Below are 15,998 nucleotides of genomic sequence, written 5' to 3' on the forward strand. Positions count from 1 at the left end.
TCACTGGACCATGTCTTGCGGCCCTGGAGCGTCTCGCGTTTGAACGTTGCGTTGAAGGACTCGGCGAGTGCGTTGTCCGCGCTGGAGCCGATCGCGCTCATGGACTGGCGGACGCCGGCCTGGCGGCAGGCGTCGGCGAAGGCCTGGCTGGTGTACTGAGAGCCGTGATCGGTGTGCATGACCGACCCGGCGAGGCTGCCGCGAGTCCGTTCGGCAGCGGCCAGGGCGTCGGTGACCAGGTCGGTGCGCATGTGGTCCGCGATCGCCCAGCCGGCCAGGCGGCGCGAGGCGAGATCGATGACGGTGGCCAAGTACAGGAATTTCCCGCCCTCCAGCGGGAGATAGGTGATGTCGCCGACGTACTTCGTGTTCGGCTCACCTGCGGTGAAGTCGCGGCCGATCAGGTCCGGGGCCTTCACTGCGGCCGGGTCCGCGGTCGTGGTGCGGTGCCTGCGCCGCAGCCGCACTCCGGCCAGGCCGATGCTCCGCATCACCCGSGCGATCCGCTTGTGGTTGATGCGCTCGCCGTCGTCGCGGAGCTCGGCGGTGATCCTCGGGACGCCGTAGGTGCCGCCCGATTCGTGGTGCACGGCTCGTWTCCGGGTGGCGAGGCGGCCGTCGGCGGCCTGGCGGGCAGCCCGGTCCTCGGCGGYCCGGCGCCAGTAGTAGAAGCTGGAGCGGGCGATGCCCAGGATGGCGCACAGCCGCTTCACGCCGTAGCGGCGCTGGTGGTCGGCGACGAACTGGAAGCGGTTCACCAGCGCGTCTCCCCGGCGAAATACTTCGCCGCCTTGCGCAGGATCTCGCGTTCCTCCTCCAGCTCGCGAACCTTTTGCCGCAGAGCGGCGTTCTCCGCCTCCAGCGGTGTCGGCGGCTCGGCGGGTGCCTCTGCCCTGCGTCCTCGCGGCCGGCTCGCGCCGGCCGCCCGGACCCAGTTCCGCAAGGTCTCGGGGTTGATTCCCAGATCGGCAGCGACCTGCCGGATCGTCGCCTCGGGCCGCGACTGGTACAGCGCGACCGCGTCCGCCCTGAACTGCGGCGGATAGTTCTTCATGACCACGAGATGTCCGTTCTCAGATCCTCAGGATCCAGTGTCTCGTGTGTCCAAGATCAAGGGTCAAGGCCCGACCACGAAGAAGGCCGCGGCCAAGAAGACGTCCGGGCGTCGGCCGCGCAGCGCCTAGGACTTGTCCGGCCGATCATATTGCTGGTTAGGGTGCGAGCGTGTCCAGGACAAGCGTGAGTAACGAGACCAGCAGCGTGCTCTGCCTGTGGGTCGAGCCGTGGGGAACCGATCACTGGATGCGTCCGGGCGAAGAGTTCACCGTGGTGACCGAGACGGAGCCGGAGCAGTCGCCGTTCAACGTGGTCGTCCATGACCAGGGCATCACGGTGTGGGTGAACTCGGGTAATGACGCCGAAGTCTTCGACAAGAACGGCGGCCCGGTGCCGTGTGGGCACCAGCGGCCGGCCGAGGGTGGTTTCTGAGCTGCGTGCGATCGTCAGGTCCGGAGCCAGATGACCAGGGCTGCTGCCATCGCGGTGCCGAGGAAGACATAGCCGCGTTTGTCGTAGCGAGTGGCCACCGCCCGGGACTGTTTCAAGCGGTTGATTGCCCGTTCGACGGTGTTGCGCTTCTTATACCGCTCCTCGTCGAAGCCCGGTGGCCGTCCCCGCGTGACCCTTTGCGTAGACGGGCCGCCCGACTGTCGGTCTTCTCCGGGATCGTGTGTCGGATACCCCGGCGCCGCATGTACTCGCGACAGGGGCCGTTGCTGTAGGCCTTGTCGGCCGCGATGCTGTCCGGCTTCGTGCGTGGCCTGCCTGGGCCGAGTCTGGGGACGCGGGATGAACGGTCTGGACACGCGCGCCACCGTCCACTTGCTCGCTGGTGCAGGCGCGACGTACATCGCCTTCCTGCACCCCCCTGTCGGCGCTGCACTCCTCGTCGGTGTTGCAGTCATCACGGTGCTGCACCTGCTTATGAAGTAACGCGCTCTGCTGCACCCGCAATCAGGCCCTCACCTTGGCAGTTCGATGTCGAACACCAGGTGCAGCTCGCCACATGCGGGGCACCAGCTGACGCATGACGCCGCCAGGACCCAGCACCAACGGTGCTGGGTCCTTCCTACGCGCAGCGAGACCACGGCCGCGGTGTCCGGCCGCCAGTCAAAGCACATGCCGCCTCTGGAGCTCTCGGCAAACCCGCTGGGCTCGCGCCGTCCCGTACAAGTCGGTATGCCGTGCGTTCGGGGGTCCCGCGACGGTGACTCGCCACAGTTCGTAGCAGATGGAACCCCGGCCCGCCCTCAACCTCACTACCGGGCGACCTGGCGGCATCCGGGTCACTCCGTCGGCAGCCGCAGTTCCGTCTCCGCGCCCCCGTCCGGATGGTTGCGGAAGGTCAAGCGGGCGCCGAGGAGCCGGGCCTGGCCGGTCGCGATGGTCAGGCCCAGGCCGGTGCCGCCGGTCCGGGACCCCGTGCGGAAGCGCTGGGGGCCGGAGGTGTGCAGGACGGTGAGCAGATCGGACGGGAAACCGGGGCCGTGGTCGCGGACCCGGACGATCGGGCCGTCGACCTCCACCTCGACGGGCGGGGCGCCGTGCCACAGGGCGTTGGCGGCCAGGTTGGCCAGGACGCGTTCGACGCGGCGCGGGTCGGTGTCCACGATGGCGTCCGCCGCGACGCGTACCTCCACGCCGTCGAGTCCGGCGACCGCACGCCGTGCCATCGCGCTCACCTCCCGCTGCTCGGTTTCCACCGCCGCCACCTCGGAGTCCATCCGGGCCACCTCCAGCACGTCCTCGACCAGCCCGCGCAGCTTGTACACGCTGCCCGCCACCAGCTCCGACGCCCGGCCGGGCGGCAGCAGGCCGACCGCGGTCGACATGCCCGCGACCGGCGTGCGCAGTTCGTGCGCGATGTCGGCGGTCACCAGGCGCTCCGCTTCCAGACGGGCACCGAGCGCGTCCGCCATGGCGTTGACGGAGGCGGCGAGCCGGGCGATCTCGTCCCGGCCGTCGGGGCGGGCCCGGGCGTCGAGGTCGCCGTCGGCGATGCGTTCCGCCGTACGGGCGGCGGCCGTGGCCCGGCGCCCCATCCGCACCCCAAGCACCAGTCCCATCAGGGACACCAGCACGGTGGCGGCCGCGCCCGTGGCGAGCAGCGTCCGGTCGAGCGAGGCCAGGGACCGCTCCTCGGGGGCGTACGAGCGGGAGAGCGCGAGCACTTTCCCGCCCGAGACCCGGGTCGCCGCCCACAGCACCGGATGCTCACCGCCGTCCTGCAGGTAGGTCACGCGGACGTCGTCGCGCACGGCCCGTGCCACCGGACCGGGCAGACCCCGGGGGTCGATCTCGGCGCCCGACCTGCGTCCGACAGCGAGCTCTTCGGCAGCGCTCCGCAGCTCCTGGTCCAGGCCGGAGCGGGCGGTGGCCAGTTGTTCGTCGGCGGTGATCCGGTGCACCAGCACACCGATCGCACCCGCCACGCACACGGCTGCGACGGCGACGGCCAGAGCGACCTTCGCCCCCACGTTCAGGGCGGGCGGCCTCACGGGCGCAGCTTGTAGCCGAAGCCGCGCACCGTCTCGATCCGCTCCCGGCCGATCTTGGCGCGCAGTCGCTGCACGTGGACGTCCACCACCCGGGTGTCGCCGGACCAGGCGTAGTCCCAGACCCGTTCCAGGAGCAGATCCCGGGAGAGCACGGTCCCCGGCGCGGCGGCGAACTGGTTCAGCAGTTTCAGCTCGGTCGTGGTCAGCGCGAGCTGCTTTCCGTTCCGGTGCGCGGTCAGGGACACCGGGCAGAACTGCAGGTCCCCGAAGCGCAGGCGCGGGCCCTTCGGCGGCTGGTCGGCGGGTGCCGCGCGGCGCAGCAGGGAGCGGATGCGGGCCACGAGGACGGGGCCGTCGAAGGGCTTGGTGACGTAGTCGTCGGCGCCCGCCTCCAGGCCCATCACCACGTCCACCGGGTCGTTGCGGGCCGAGATCAGCAGCACGGGCACCCCCGACTCCTCGCGGATGCGGCCGGCCAGGCTCACCCCGTTCAGGCCGGGCAGCATGATGTCGAGCACGGCCACGTCCGGGTGGCGTTCCCGGAACAGTGCCAGCCCGGTCAGTCCGTCGGCTGCGGTCCGCACCCCGTAGCCGCGCTCCTCCAGGGTGAGCCGCGTGGCCTCCCGGATCAGCTCGTCGTCCTCGACCAGCAGAACGTCGTGCATCGTGTTCCCTCTCCGACGGTTGTTTCCCGTGGCGTCCTCAAGCATCCGGTACGTCCAGGTACGTACTCTCCCCGTAGCCTTCCGCCCAGAACGGCGCGGGGGGATGCACGGGGGTGAGGGACATCTGGCTGTAGAACGCCACATTCCCGCGCTTGACCAGACCACTCAGGACGACCCTGGCCCGGTAGCTGGCGGGGTCGTCGCGGCAACCGGCCATACAGTTCGTGTCCACCACCACGCCGGTGGCCCGCGCCCGGGGCGAGCCCCAGTCCCGCCACGTCAGCCGTCTCAGGTCGATGCTCCGGGTCGGGGAGATCTCGCTGGGGCGCTGCCAGGCCCGGCCGTACCAGTCCGTCAAGTACGCCGGCCCCGTCCAGGGGACCGACGTCACAGCCGGGCCCTCGACCCGGACGCCGCCGTCCACCCCGCCGCACCCGGTCAGGCAGGCGGCCAGCACGGCGCACAGCGCACCGCGACGAAGCCGCATCCCCTGCTCCTTCCGCCGGGCCGCCTGGTCACCTGCAGGGGGCACGGTGACCGGGTCGATCGAGCATGGCGCGTTCGAGTATCGCCGTCACACAGCCCGCTGCCCGAGCTGCGCATGTAACAGCTGTCCATCGATGCGTCATCGAGATCGATACGTCGTCGCCGTACACCTGACGAACAGATGCGCATCCGCGTACCTACCCTCACTCCGGTCACTGCCCCCGGCACTCCAGCACTGGGATGAACTTTGCGCACAAGAGCGAGAACAGCATGCGCGGCCACGGCCGCGGCGACCGCGGCGGCGGCCCTGGCCACGGGACTGACCGGCTCGGCACAGGCGACGGCGCCCGCACCGGCCCCCGCCAAGGTCATGGAAAAGGTCATGGAAGCCGTCGGCAAGGATCGCCTCACCCTCGTCACCGGTGACCGTGTCATCGTCGACGCCAAGGGCCGGGTCGTCGGAATGGAGCGGGCCAAGGGACGCGAGCGGGTCCCCGTGCAGATGCGGAGGGTCGACGGCCACACCCTCGTCATACCGACGGACGCGGCCCAGCTGATCGCGAGCGGCAAGCTCGACCGGCGACTGTTCGACATCACCGAGCTCAGCAAGGCGGCCAACCGCAGGAACCAGCGGAACGGCCTGAAGGTCATCGTCGGCTACCAGGGCACGGCCCGTACCGCGAAGGCCGCCGTCCGGGACACGGGCACCCTCCGCCGGACCTTCAGCACCCTGAACCTGGACTCCGTCCAGACGCCCACCAAGGACACGCCCGGACTGTGGGACGCCCTCACCCAGGGCGACGCCCTCGCCCCGGGCATCTCCCACGTCTGGCTCGACGGCGTCCGCAAGGCCAGCCTCGACAAGTCCGTGCCGCAGATCGGGGCGCCCACGGCCTGGGCGAAGGGCTACGACGGCAAGGGCGTCAAGGTGGCGGTCCTGGACACCGGCATCGACACCGCCCACCCCGACCTCAAGGACCAGGTGATCGCCGCCAAGAACTTCTCCACGGCCGCCACCACCGGCGACCGGCAGGGCCACGGCACGCACGTCGCGTCCACCATCGCGGGCACCGGCGCCAAGTCGAACGGCAAGTACAAGGGCGTCGCCCCCGGCGCGAAGATCCTCAACGGCAAGGTACTCAACGACAAGGGCGAGGGCGACGACTCCGGCATCCTCGCGGGCATGGAGTGGGCCGCCGCGCAGGGCGCCGACATCGTCAACCTCAGCCTGGGCGGCGGGGACACCCCGGGCGTCGACCCGCTGGAGGCCACGGTCAACCGGCTGTCCGAGGAGAAGGGCATCCTCTTCGCCATCGCCGCGGGCAACGAGGGCGAGGCCGGCCCCAAGACCGTCGGCTCCCCGGGCAGCGCGGCCAACGCGCTCACCGTCGGCGCCGTCGACGGCAACGACAAGCTGGCGGACTTCTCCAGCCGCGGCCCGACCGTGGACGGCGCCGTCAAGCCGGACGTGACCGCGCCCGGCGTGGACATCACCGCGGCCTCCGCCAAGGGCAGCGCCATCGCCAAGGAGGACGGCGAGAAGCCGGCCGGATACGTGACGATCTCGGGTACGTCGATGGCCACCCCGCATGTCGCGGGCGCCGCCGCCCTCCTCAAGCAGCAGCACCCCGACTGGACCTTCCACGAGTTGAAGTCCGTGCTCGTGGGCTCGGCCAAGGGCGGCGACTACTCGCCGTACAAGCAGGGTTCGGGCCGTATCCAGGTCGACAGGGCGATCCGCCAGACCGTGGCCGCCGAGACGTCCTCGGTGAGCTTCCCGGTCCAGCAGTGGCCGCACACCGACGACACCCCGGTCACCAGGAAGCTGACGTACCGCAACCTCGGCACGAAGGACGTCACGCTGTCCCTGTCGGCCACGGCCCGCGACCCCAGGGGCGAGGCGGCCCCGGCGGGCTTCTTCACCCTCGGCGCGGACAAGGTCACGGTCCCGGCCGGGGGCAGGGCGTCGGTCGACGTCACCGTGAACACCAAGCTGGGCGGCACGCTCAACGGCACGTACTCGGCGTACGTGACCGCCACGGGTGGCGGCCAGACCGTCCGCACCGCGCTGGGCGTCGAGCGGGAGACGGAGGCGTACGACCTCACCGTGAAGTTCGTCGACCGCCCCGGACAGCGCCCGGTCCACCTCACCACCTTGTCCACGACCTTCCGGGGCGACATCGGCTACACCAGCCAGACCACCGACGACGTCGTCACCTTCCGCGTCCCCAAGGGCGACTACATGCTGGACTCGCTCAGCATGAAGGACCCCGGCTCGACCGAGGGCGGCGCCGACTGGCTGGCCCAGCCCGTGCTGAAGATCGACGGGAACACGACGGTCACGCTCGACCTGAACAAGACCAGGTCGGCCGACATCACCGTGCCGGACAAGCAGGCCAAGCCGCTACAGGCCCAGGTGTCGTACGAGTACATGCCCGCGGACGTGTGGTCCGGCGTCGTGATGCCCTCCTTCTCCGACATCCGGCTCGCGCACGTTGGCCCGGCGAGGTCCTCCGGCCTGGTGCAGACCTGGTCCGGGCAGTGGACCAAGGGCAGCGGCGCCGAGTACGACATCGTCGGCGGCGGCGAGGTGAAGAAGGTCTCCGGGGCTCGCGTCCACCACTACAAGGCGAGCGAGCTGGCCACGGTGAAGGCCGGTCTGGGCGCCTCGGCCCCCGGCAGGACCGGCGCGCTCGGCATGACCGTCAGCGTGCCGTTCGGCTACGGCTTCCACACCCCGGTCGAGCAGAAGCTGCCCGCCACCCGCACGCTGTACCTGTCGACCGGCGAGGGTGCCGAGTGGTACTTCGACTTCGAGCAGTACTCGGGGAAGCGGGACGAGGACGGTTTCCCGATCGCCGACGCGTCCTCCGACACCGGCTCCTACCAGAAGCTCACCGCGGGTAAGACCTACCGGAAGGCGTTCAACACGGCGGTGTTCGCGCCGCGGACCGTCCCCGGCGAGGCCGGCGTCTTCCACAGCGACGAAGGGATCTACGGCAAGCTCCCGCTCTTCGCCGACGGCAAGGGGCACGCGGCGGCGTCGGACCTCACCTCGGTGCGGACGACCCTGTACCGGAACGGCAGGAAGGTCGGCTCGAACGCCGACCCGCTCACCGGCAGCAAGACGTTCAAGGTCCCGGCCGACGAGGCCGAGTACAGGCTCACCACCACGGCCAGGCGCAGCGCCAAGGTCCAGGCCGCCTCCACGCGGGTCGATGCGAGCTGGACGTTCCACTCGAAGGAGCCGTCCTCCGGCTTGCCGGCCGAACTGCCGGTCTCCACGGTCCGCTTCAAGGCGCCCGTCGGTCTCGACAGCCGGGTCAAGGCCCGCCAGACGATCACCTACCCGGTCACCGTCGAGGGCGCGGCCAAGGGCCGCAACCTCAAGTCGCTGTCCGTCTACGTCTCTTACGACAACGGCAAGACCTGGAAGAAGACCGACGTCAAGAACGGAAGGATCACCGTGAAGAACCCGGCGAAGGGGAAGGGCGTCTCCCTCCGCGTCAAGATCACCGACAAGAAGGGCAACAGGTCGACGATCTCGATCCACAACGCGTACTACGGCAAGTGAGGCCGCAGTTCGCCAAGCGGGATCACTGAGTGGGGCGGTCTGCCGGAAGCACAGAATCCGGCCGGCCGCCCCTGTTCGGTGGGTCGGCTCTCCGCGGTGCCGGACTTCACGGCACACACCATGGATCGCACTCCAGTGAGAGCTCCACACGCTTCTCCCTGGGGTGTCGGCCCGGACCAGGCCAGGCGGATGGCGGTTACAGGGCAGCGGCCTCCTCGGTGGTGAGGAAGCGCAGGTTCTGCACGTGCTCGTTGACGAACATGGGCACGCCGTCCGAGGCCAGGTACCACGCCGGCTTGCCCCCGCTGTCGCGGATCACCCTGCCGTTGACACGAAGGTTCTCGAAAGTGACGTCCTTGATGACGTGGTCGGCGTCGAGGCCGATCAGCAGTAAGGGTCCGGCCGGGTGGGCCACCGCGGCGTGAACCGTCTCCCGTACTCACACCGATTCGTGCACATGACGGTGGTCGGTACCGCCATCCTTCTTCCGTCGACCAAGAGAGTGGGCAAGTCCCCCCCTCCCGAAAACGCACTGCGCGCGGTCGTGCCCATGGCGTTTCGGAGGGCTGGCCGACGAGCCCGAGAAACCGAGGTCGGCGTCGGCGAGTGAGGAGAACGTGCTACGGGGCGAACGAGAAGTGCAGAGTTCGGCCGTACTCGCCCGTCGCCGTGGTGGGGCCGCCGCTCGGGCCGAGCGCCGCCGGCGCGTCGAACTTGGTGCCGATCGCCGGGATGGCGTCGAGGAAGGACAGGTCCCCCTTGGGGAAGGGGGGCGCGGTATAGCGGGGGTCGGGCCCGAACCGGGGCGTGAAGAGGCGCAGGTAGAGGTTCTCCTCCTCGCAGACCACGGTGATACGTCCGGCGGTGGTGTGCAGGCACGCCCAGCGGACGTCCGCGTGGTAGCCCTTGAACTCCGGGTACACCCAGCCGTCCGCACCGGTCGCGGTGTCGTTGTACTTCTTCGTCCAGACGTCCGTCGTGACACCGCGCAGCCGGTTCTTCCACACCCGGAGGGGTCCGTGGCCGAGCCACGTCACGCCGGTCACCTGCGATTCGGGGTGGTCGAAGCCGACGCCGAAGAGGTCGTACTCGCCGGTGAGGTGGTAGCGGTAGTCCAACTGCAGCCAGCCGCTGGGATGTAGAGACCACCGGACATGGCGCAGGAGGCCGGAGTACTCGGCCTCCACCGTGTAGCCGTTGCCGTCCGGCCCGTGCGTGAGCCGGTCGGGGTCGGTCGGTCCGGTGGTGGGCAGCGGGCCGCGGGACAGAGTGAAAGCCCTCCCCCGGTGGGTGATGCCGGCCAGCATGCCGGTCGCGGCGTCGAGCGTCACCGTGGTGTGGCGGGAAGCGAGGACCAGGCGGTCGTCCACGAGGGAGCCGCGTACCGCCGGCCCCGGGCCCGTCCGTACCAGTCGCCTAGCCGTGTCCCAACCGAACGTGATCTCTAGGTTTTCGCTGGTCAGGCATGGTTTCACGCGGGGCGAGGAAGGCATGCCGGCGTCTTGTGTCCGCTTCATGACCGAGGGGTGTGCGGTGGCGTCGGTGCTGGGAATGCTGGAGGAACGAGAGGCGGCTGCCCGCGTGCGGGTGGAGGGCTTGCGAGAGGAAGTCGCGCGGTTGGCTGAGGTGTTGGAGGCCGCGGAGATCGAGCTGGACCGGCGGGTGATTGCGCGGGAGGAACTGGTCGAGGCCCTGGCAGTCTCTGCGGCCGAGTCCACTGCCGTGACCACGACCGAGGCGGAGGAGAAAGCGGCGCCGTCGCTCGCGCCGGTGCCGGGCTCGACGGTGCCGCCCTGGCGGGAAGGGCTGCCGGTGACGGTTCGGGCGCCGGACTATCAGCGGATTCTGGGCGTGCTGGAGCAGCAGCGATCCACGGGTCACGGGCCGCTTCGAGCCAAGGAGATCGCGGTGGAGCTGGGCCTTGGGGCGACRCCGGCGAAGGTCGAGGGGCTGCGGTCGAAAGCCCGGCGCCTGGCGGAGCGCGGGTGGCTCCTCCTGGAGGCGTCGGGGGCATTAAGCGCCGGCCGGCGGCCCGGGGCCGTGCCAGACGCCGGCTCATCCGCGTGACCATCGACCACCGGATCATCGCCTCGCTGGTGGCGGGCAGGGTCTCGTGGTCCCGGGCCAGACGGCGGGAATTCATCAGCCACGCGAACGTGCGCTCTGCCACCCACCGCCTCGGCAGCACCACGAACCCGGCCATGTCGTCGGTGCGCTTGACGATCTCCAAGGTCAGGGCGAGTTTGTCCCGGCACCAGCCGACGAGGGAGCCGGTGTAGCCGCCGTCGGCCCAGACAAGGGTGATGTCGCGGTGCAGGCGACGCAGTCGCCTCAGCAGGCCGTGGGTGTGGAGGGCGCGCGCGGTGCGCGGCGCTGGGCGTTCCACCAGGGCTCCGCGGCGGAAGACCGCGCCCGCGTTCACCATGCCGCCGACCAGTGCTTCGCCCTCTGTCACCTCGCCCTCAACCATCATGCGATCACGCTATCGTCAGGTCGGCCGTGTGTGGGCCGGCCCCGAAATGGGCTTCGAACTTGGTCGCTCACCTGGGCATTCACCGGACGCTGAGGCGGCCTTCGTCTGAATCATGTGCTCCGACCAAGGTGCACGTGACCACGATGAAGGCCGTGAGGGTGAGTCTGCTGCCTGATGCCGCCGCAGGGAAAGCGTTCGCGGAAGCGTCACGCTTCCGGGACGAGTTGTATGCGTGTGTGACCGTACGGGGCGATGAGCTGTTCGAGCTGGTGGACGCGGTTCTATGTGCTCCGGGGGCGGTGCACTCGGCGGTGGCGTTGACGTTGTTGCCTGAGCACCGGCGTGGGCACGGGGCTATGTACGACGCCTCAATCATGGGCAGATCGATGCCGATCGACTGCGTTCGCTGCTGGCTGGCCTTCCGCATCCTCGTTTCCCGGACGGGAGGCTGGTGCGGGCGGTGGATGTCTCGCCGTGGCCGCGGTCGGACGCGCCGTGCTCCCTTTCATCCTCGCTCGCCAGCCGATAGTCGTACCGATGCGTATCGCGACAGCGTCCTTTCGCTCACGGACCTTACCGAGCTGCGCGTGCGACCCGGGCCGCCTCCACCTTCGCGCCGTCGCGCTCGGGATTCACCAGCAGCGCGAAAAGCGCACCTCCCGCAATGGCGATGCCACCCATCAGCATGAACACGTTGGTGTAGCCCTCGGCGAGCGAGCCCGCGGATCGGGCCGCGTCCAGTACGACGCCCGTGACCCATGGCCCGGCGGCGGCGAGGAAACCGGCGACGGCTACGCCGATCGACAGGACGCTTGTGCGCTGCCCCGGCGGCACGATCTGCACCAGGGCCGGGTTGGCCACGGCATGGACGGTCATGGCCAGCCCGTAGCCCATCATCAGCAGGGCCATCGGGAGCACTGCACCGGAGACGAGGGGAAGGGCCGCCAGGAAGACACCGCCGAGCGCGAGCAGCCCACCGCCCCATATCCCGCGCACGATTCGGGACGTGGCCCCCTTCCTGAGCCTCCGGTCGCTCCACCCGCCGTAGAGGTACAAGAACACCATCGCGGAGATGCTCGGCACGCCGAAAAGCGAGCCCGCCGTGACCGCCGAGAACCCCAGCGCCTCCTGGAAGTAGGACGGAAGCCAGGTCAGGACCACGACCACGAGCATCGAAGAGGCCGTGAACGCGGCCACGTACCCGACGAAGGTGCCTGTCAGTAGGATGGTCCCTATGGGCGCACGAGATCCGGTCTGTGTGACGGTTCCGGTCCCGGCCTGGCCGTAGGGGCCCTCTCTCCCGAGGAAGAGCCAGGCCGGCGCCCAGGCGAAGCCCAGGAGCGCCACGGCGAGGAAGCCCGCCTCCCAGCTCCATGCGGCGATCATCAAGGCCAGCAGCGGGGCGAAGAGCAGCTTGCCGAGTGACGCCCCGGTCGTGAGCAGCGCCGTGGGGAATCCGCGCCGTTCGTCGGGCCACCAGGAGTAGGCGGCCGCGTGCGCCACCGGTCCGGTGGGACCCTCCGCCGCCCCGAGTGTGAACCGGGTCGCCAACAGCAGCCCGCCCGAGGCGGCGAAGAAGATGGGCAACTGGAGGAGCGACCACACCACCACGAGGGTGAACAGAGTGGCCTTGATGGGCAGCCGATCGGCCACGAAGCTGTACAGCAGCGCGGCGGCCGGGCCGAGCAGGCCGGCGGCGCTGCTGATGCTGCCGAACTCGGCGGCCGAGAGTCCGAGGTCGGCCATCGCCGGTTGCGCGACCAGCCCGAGAATCGCCTTGTCCAGGTATGCGATCAAGGTGCACCCGAGGAGCATGAGAGTGACGGCCCAGGCCATGACCGGGCGGTGCTTCTCCGGGTTCGTGGCCGCCGTGCTGTCGGTCGTGGCCGGTTCCTGCTGCGGCGGGACGCGCTCGCTCTCCATGGTGTGTTCCTTGTGCGGATGTCGCGGCCCGCCCGTTCGGTCTGGTTACGGCCGAACGGGTACGCGGGAACTGGGCAGAAGGGCGGGCGTACGGACGCCGGCGCAACGATGTCGTGGTGCCGGATACGCGGAGTTCGGTCCGGGGAGTGCTAGTCCGGCGAGCGTCGCCGTCCCCCACCTTGCCGGCAGTGCCCGTCACAGCGGCTCGTGCAGTAGTGCCGTGCGGCCGTTGGCGGTGCCGGTGTCGAGGTCCTGCACGTCCGGCCCGGTCGAGCCCCCGTACGTGGCGATCTTGTACTCGGTCGCCGTGAGGGAAAGGGACAGCTCACGAATCCGGCGRCGGATGGTGTCGCGATGTTCGAGCAGCATGTCGAGCCGCTCGGGCACCGTGTGCTCCCCGGCGGCGACGAGCGAGATGTAGTGCTGCAGATCGCGCATCGGCATACCGGACAGCCGCATCCGGGTGAGGAACACCAGGCGCCGCACCGCGTCGGCGTCGTAGACGCGATGGCCGTTGCTGTCGCGGGCCACCTCGACCAGTCCGGCGCGCTCGTAGTAGCGCAGCGTGTGGGGCGAGATGTCGAGGAGGTCGGCGACCTCGGTGATCACCATCGACTCGGGCACGTCGGCCAGGTCGGTGAGGCGGTGGATCGCCTCAACCGACAGCGGGCCGTCGTCCCCGAGCATTGCGAGCGCCCGGTTCATCAAATCGTCAGTAGCCATGTCAGCCAACCTAGATCGGTCGGACCGACGCCGGGACACCTTCGAAGTCGGCGCTGCGGGCGGTCCCGGCCCACCGCTCCACCTCGTCCAGGCCCCGCCGGTAAGCACCCGAGATACGCTCGACCGCCTCGCGCCCGAGCGGCAGCCGCAGCGGCACCTCGTCACTGTGCGCGAGCGACACGATGATTTCGGCCGCCCGCGCCGGGTCACCTTCCTGGAGGCCGTCGGCCCCGGCCAAGTCAGCGCGGACGTCGGAGAGAAGTTCACGGTAGGTCTCGGACGCCTCGGCGAACTCAAGCACGTCGGCCGCGTTGAAGTCGGTCCGGAACCGGCTGGGCTCGACGATCATCACGCGGATCCCGAACGGCGCGACCTCCCCAGCCAGGGCCTCGGACCAGCCTTCGAGGGCGAACTTCGACGCGGAGTAGGTCGACACGCCGGGGAACGACATCCGGCCGGCCTGGCTGCTCATCTGCACGATCGTCCCGGTGCCCCGCGCGTGCATCGCAGGCAGCGCCGCACGGACGAGCGCGGCAGGGCCGAACAGGTGCAGATCCATCAGCTCACGCAGCTGCGCGTCGCTGACCTCCTCGACCGCTCCGACCACGGCCCGGCCCGCGTTGTTGACGAGCACGTCGAGCTGACCGAAGCGGTCGAGGGTGTCCCGCACGAGGTCCGCAGCCGCAGTGATGTCTCGGGCGTCGTACTTCGCGATCAGGCAGTTGTCCGGGTACCTGGCCTCCAGGTCGGCCACGCTCTCGGGCCGGCGCACCGCCGCTACCACATAGTCGCCCTTCGCGAGCGCCGATTCCGCCAGTGCGCGCCCGAAACCGCGGGACGCGCCGGTGATGATCCATGTCTGTTTGCTCATGGCGGCGACGCTAGGGTTTTGAGCGCGCTCGAACGCAAGCCTGCGCGACCACGACACGGAAGATCACGACCGGAAAGCGCACCACGCATGGGCCCGCGCGCGGCACCGCGCAGCGGCAGGCTCCGCGAGCGAGGAATCCGGCACCGCATCTCCCGCAAGGACATCGAGTACGCCACCCGGCTGGGTCGGCACCGCCTGGTGGTGGAGCATCGGCTGCCGCCGCCTCACCACATGAAGCGATGTTCCGGCCCTGGGCTACCGTCTGTGTCACCCGCGCAGGTGGGGACGTTCCGGATTGACGGGCGCTGGATGAGCACACGGCCGGAACGGCCGGAGAAAGGTGCCACGTGTACAGCTCGCGTCTGGAGCGACAACCGACGCCATGGACCCGACTGACCGGTGTCTTTCACAACAGGCCCTAGGCCTGCCCGGCGAGGGGATGCCTGCACATCTCGGGCGCGGCGGAACTTACGGTTTGTGGGTTACCCAGAGCAGCTCCGCCGGCCAGCGGTGTGCCCAGTCGGGTGGGTCGGTTTCGTTGTAGCCGTTGGGTGTTCCAAGTTCGGGCCGCGGCTCGATGAGGTCGTCGATGATGAGACCCGCGCTGCGCAGGACCTTGACCCAGTCGCCGTAGGTGAGCTGATAGCTGGTCGCGCCGTCGTCTTCGGCGATGGTGTTCAGCCCGAAGTAGTCCTGCTGCAGCGTCGTGGTCACGCGGCTGGCGGCTTCGTCGTAGCAAGCTTCGAACCATGGGCTGGCGACGTTGAACACCAGGCGTCCGCCTCGGCCCAGGACGCGTGCGGCCTGCGGGACCGCCAGGTGCGGGGGCGCCCAGCTGAGCCCACCGAAGTCGCAGAACACCAGGTCGAAGCTGTCGGCGGCGAAGGGGAGTTGTTCGGCGGCGCCTTGCACTAGCGGGTAGCGGGCCGCTCCCATCGCGCGGGCCGCTGCAGCGAGTTGGGCTTCGGACAGGTCGAGCCCGACCACGTTGGCGCCCTCGGCGGCGAGCGCCCTGGACCACTGGCCGGCGCCGCAGCCGAGTTCGAGGACGCGCTTGCCGGTGACGTCGCCCAGGGCGTGCAGGTGCGCGTCGGGGATGGAGTACATGCCCCACAGCCGGGGTGTGGCGCCGATTTGCGGGTCGTGCTCGTGCTGGTAGGCGCTGCTGATCTGGTTCCAGAGCCGCCGGTTGGCGGGGATGCTGTCCACGTGCCGACTCCAGCACTGCCTGCCGGGGGCGGTCAACACGATTAGGGCACTGGCCGGCGGGCCTTGACCCTTGATCTTGGACACACGAGACACTGGATCCTGAGGATCTGAGAACGGACATCTCGTGGTCATGAAGAACTATCCACCGCAGTTCAGGGCGGACGCGGTCGCGCTGTACCAGTCGCGGCCCGAGGCGACGATCCGGCAGGTCGCTGCCGATCTGGGAATCAACCCCGAGACCTTGCGGAACTGGGTCCGGGCGGCCGGCGCGAGCCGGCCGCGAGGACGCAGGGCAGAGGCACCCGCCGAGCCGCCGACACCGCTGGAGTGCGGAGAACGCCGCTCTGCGGCAAAAGGTTCGCGAGCTGGAGGAGGAACGCGAGATCCTGCGCAAGGCGGCGAAGTATTTCGCCGGGGAGACGCGCTGGTGAACCGCTTCCAGTTCGTCGCCGACCACCAGCGCCGCTACGGCGTGAAGCGGCTGTGCGCCATCCTGGGCATCGCCCGCTCCAGCTTC

The 15,998-nt window shown here is 69.8% G+C and carries 13 protein-coding genes and 4 pseudogenes; 5 read left to right on the forward strand and 12 right to left on the reverse strand.

Going from position 1 to position 15,998, the window contains the following annotated elements; translation table 11 throughout:
• Positions 1–1,060: pseudogene (locus CA983_RS27035) on the reverse strand (IS3 family transposase); the annotation flags it as partial.
• A 179-nt stretch (positions 1,061–1,239) separates the two neighbouring features.
• Between CA983_RS27035 and CA983_RS27045 the strand changes: the two are divergent.
• Positions 1,240–1,488, forward strand: coding sequence for a hypothetical protein (locus tag CA983_RS27045; protein ID WP_244207126.1), 249 nt, complete (start codon positions 1,240–1,242; stop codon positions 1,486–1,488).
• Between the two features lie 14 nt (positions 1,489–1,502).
• On the opposite strand, the pseudogene CA983_RS27050 reads toward CA983_RS27045, so the two are convergent.
• From CA983_RS27050 to CA983_RS27065, 4 genes and pseudogenes are all read right to left on the reverse strand, one after another.
• Positions 1,503–1,879: pseudogene (locus tag CA983_RS27050) on the reverse strand (transposase); the annotation flags it as partial.
• 466 nt (positions 1,880–2,345) lie between these two features.
• Positions 2,346–3,557, reverse strand: a complete 1,212-nt coding sequence (locus tag CA983_RS27055; RefSeq protein ID WP_086603450.1) for a sensor histidine kinase — start codon at positions 3,555–3,557, stop codon at positions 2,346–2,348.
• On the reverse strand, positions 3,554–4,222 hold the full coding sequence (cseB, locus tag CA983_RS27060; protein ID WP_086603451.1) for a two-component system response regulator CseB: 669 nt from the start codon (positions 4,220–4,222) through the stop codon (positions 3,554–3,556). The genes CA983_RS27055 and cseB overlap by 4 nt, the downstream gene beginning before the upstream one ends.
• 37 nt (positions 4,223–4,259) lie before the next feature.
• Complete coding sequence (locus CA983_RS27065; RefSeq protein ID WP_086603452.1) at positions 4,260–4,709, reverse strand: hypothetical protein; 450 nt, start codon at positions 4,707–4,709, stop codon at positions 4,260–4,262.
• Positions 4,710–4,955: 246 nt separating this feature from the next.
• On the opposite strand from CA983_RS27065, the gene CA983_RS27070 reads away from it, so the two are divergent.
• Positions 4,956–8,282, forward strand: coding sequence for a S8 family peptidase (locus tag CA983_RS27070; protein ID WP_086603453.1), 3,327 nt, complete (start codon positions 4,956–4,958; stop codon positions 8,280–8,282).
• 196 nt (positions 8,283–8,478) lie between these two features.
• On the opposite strand, the gene CA983_RS27075 is transcribed toward CA983_RS27070, so the two are convergent.
• Positions 8,479–8,697: a hypothetical protein gene (locus CA983_RS27075; RefSeq protein ID WP_244207127.1), complete on the reverse strand. Its 219-nt coding sequence runs from the start codon at positions 8,695–8,697 to the stop codon at positions 8,479–8,481.
• A 205-nt stretch (positions 8,698–8,902) separates the two neighbouring features.
• Positions 8,903–9,652 (reverse strand): beta-galactosidase small subunit-related protein, encoded by a 750-nt coding sequence (locus CA983_RS27080; RefSeq protein ID WP_244207128.1) that lies wholly within the window; start codon positions 9,650–9,652, stop codon positions 8,903–8,905.
• Between the two features lie 121 nt (positions 9,653–9,773).
• On the opposite strand from CA983_RS27080, the gene CA983_RS27085 reads away from it, so the two are divergent.
• On the forward strand, positions 9,774–10,349 hold the full coding sequence (locus CA983_RS27085; protein ID WP_086603454.1) for a hypothetical protein: 576 nt from the start codon (positions 9,774–9,776) through the stop codon (positions 10,347–10,349).
• Here the strand turns inward: CA983_RS27085 and CA983_RS49250 are convergent.
• Positions 10,321–10,623, reverse strand: a pseudogene (locus CA983_RS49250) (transposase); the annotation flags it as partial. The gene CA983_RS27085 and the pseudogene CA983_RS49250 sit on opposite strands and share 29 nt — an antisense overlap.
• 275 nt (positions 10,624–10,898) lie before the next feature.
• On the opposite strand from CA983_RS49250, the pseudogene CA983_RS27095 reads away from it, so the two are divergent.
• Positions 10,899–11,257, forward strand: a pseudogene (locus tag CA983_RS27095) (transposase); the annotation flags it as partial.
• Positions 11,258–11,328: 71 nt separating this feature from the next.
• Here CA983_RS27095 and CA983_RS27100 read toward each other — a convergent pair.
• The 4 genes from CA983_RS27100 to CA983_RS27115 all read right to left on the reverse strand — a co-directional run bounded on the left by CA983_RS27100 (position 11,329) and on the right by CA983_RS27115 (position 15,481).
• Complete coding sequence (locus tag CA983_RS27100; RefSeq protein WP_086603455.1) at positions 11,329–12,678, reverse strand: MFS transporter; 1,350 nt, start codon at positions 12,676–12,678, stop codon at positions 11,329–11,331.
• A 195-nt stretch (positions 12,679–12,873) separates the two neighbouring features.
• Positions 12,874–13,401 (reverse strand): MerR family transcriptional regulator, encoded by a 528-nt coding sequence (locus CA983_RS27105; protein WP_086603459.1) that lies wholly within the window; start codon positions 13,399–13,401, stop codon positions 12,874–12,876.
• 10 nt (positions 13,402–13,411) lie between these two features.
• A complete protein-coding gene (locus CA983_RS27110; protein ID WP_208637049.1) occupies positions 13,412–14,329 on the reverse strand; it encodes an SDR family NAD(P)-dependent oxidoreductase in 918 nt (305 codons plus the stop codon).
• A 411-nt stretch (positions 14,330–14,740) separates the two neighbouring features.
• Positions 14,741–15,481, reverse strand: a complete 741-nt coding sequence (locus CA983_RS27115; RefSeq protein WP_086603457.1) for a class I SAM-dependent methyltransferase — start codon at positions 15,479–15,481, stop codon at positions 14,741–14,743.
• Between the two features lie 130 nt (positions 15,482–15,611).
• Here CA983_RS27115 and CA983_RS49665 point away from each other — a divergent pair.
• Positions 15,612–15,998, forward strand: a 387-nt coding sequence (locus CA983_RS49665) for a transposase (protein WP_425276480.1), incomplete at its 3' end; no start/stop codon positions are given.

The organism is Streptomyces swartbergensis (assembly GCF_002148965.1).
GTDB classification, from domain to species: Bacteria; Actinomycetota; Actinomycetes; order Streptomycetales; family Streptomycetaceae; genus Streptomyces; species Streptomyces swartbergensis.

Coding starts and splice junctions, on each gene's coding strand:
- cseB (WP_086603451.1), bottom strand. CDS start 4,222: ATGCACGACGTTCTGCTGGTCGAGGACGACGAGCTGATCCGGGAGGCC.
- CA983_RS27065 (WP_086603452.1), bottom strand. CDS start 4,709: ATGCGGCTTCGTCGCGGTGCGCTGTGCGCCGTGCTGGCCGCCTGCCTG.
- CA983_RS27100 (WP_086603455.1), bottom strand. CDS start 12,678: ATGGAGAGCGAGCGCGTCCCGCCGCAGCAGGAACCGGCCACGACCGAC.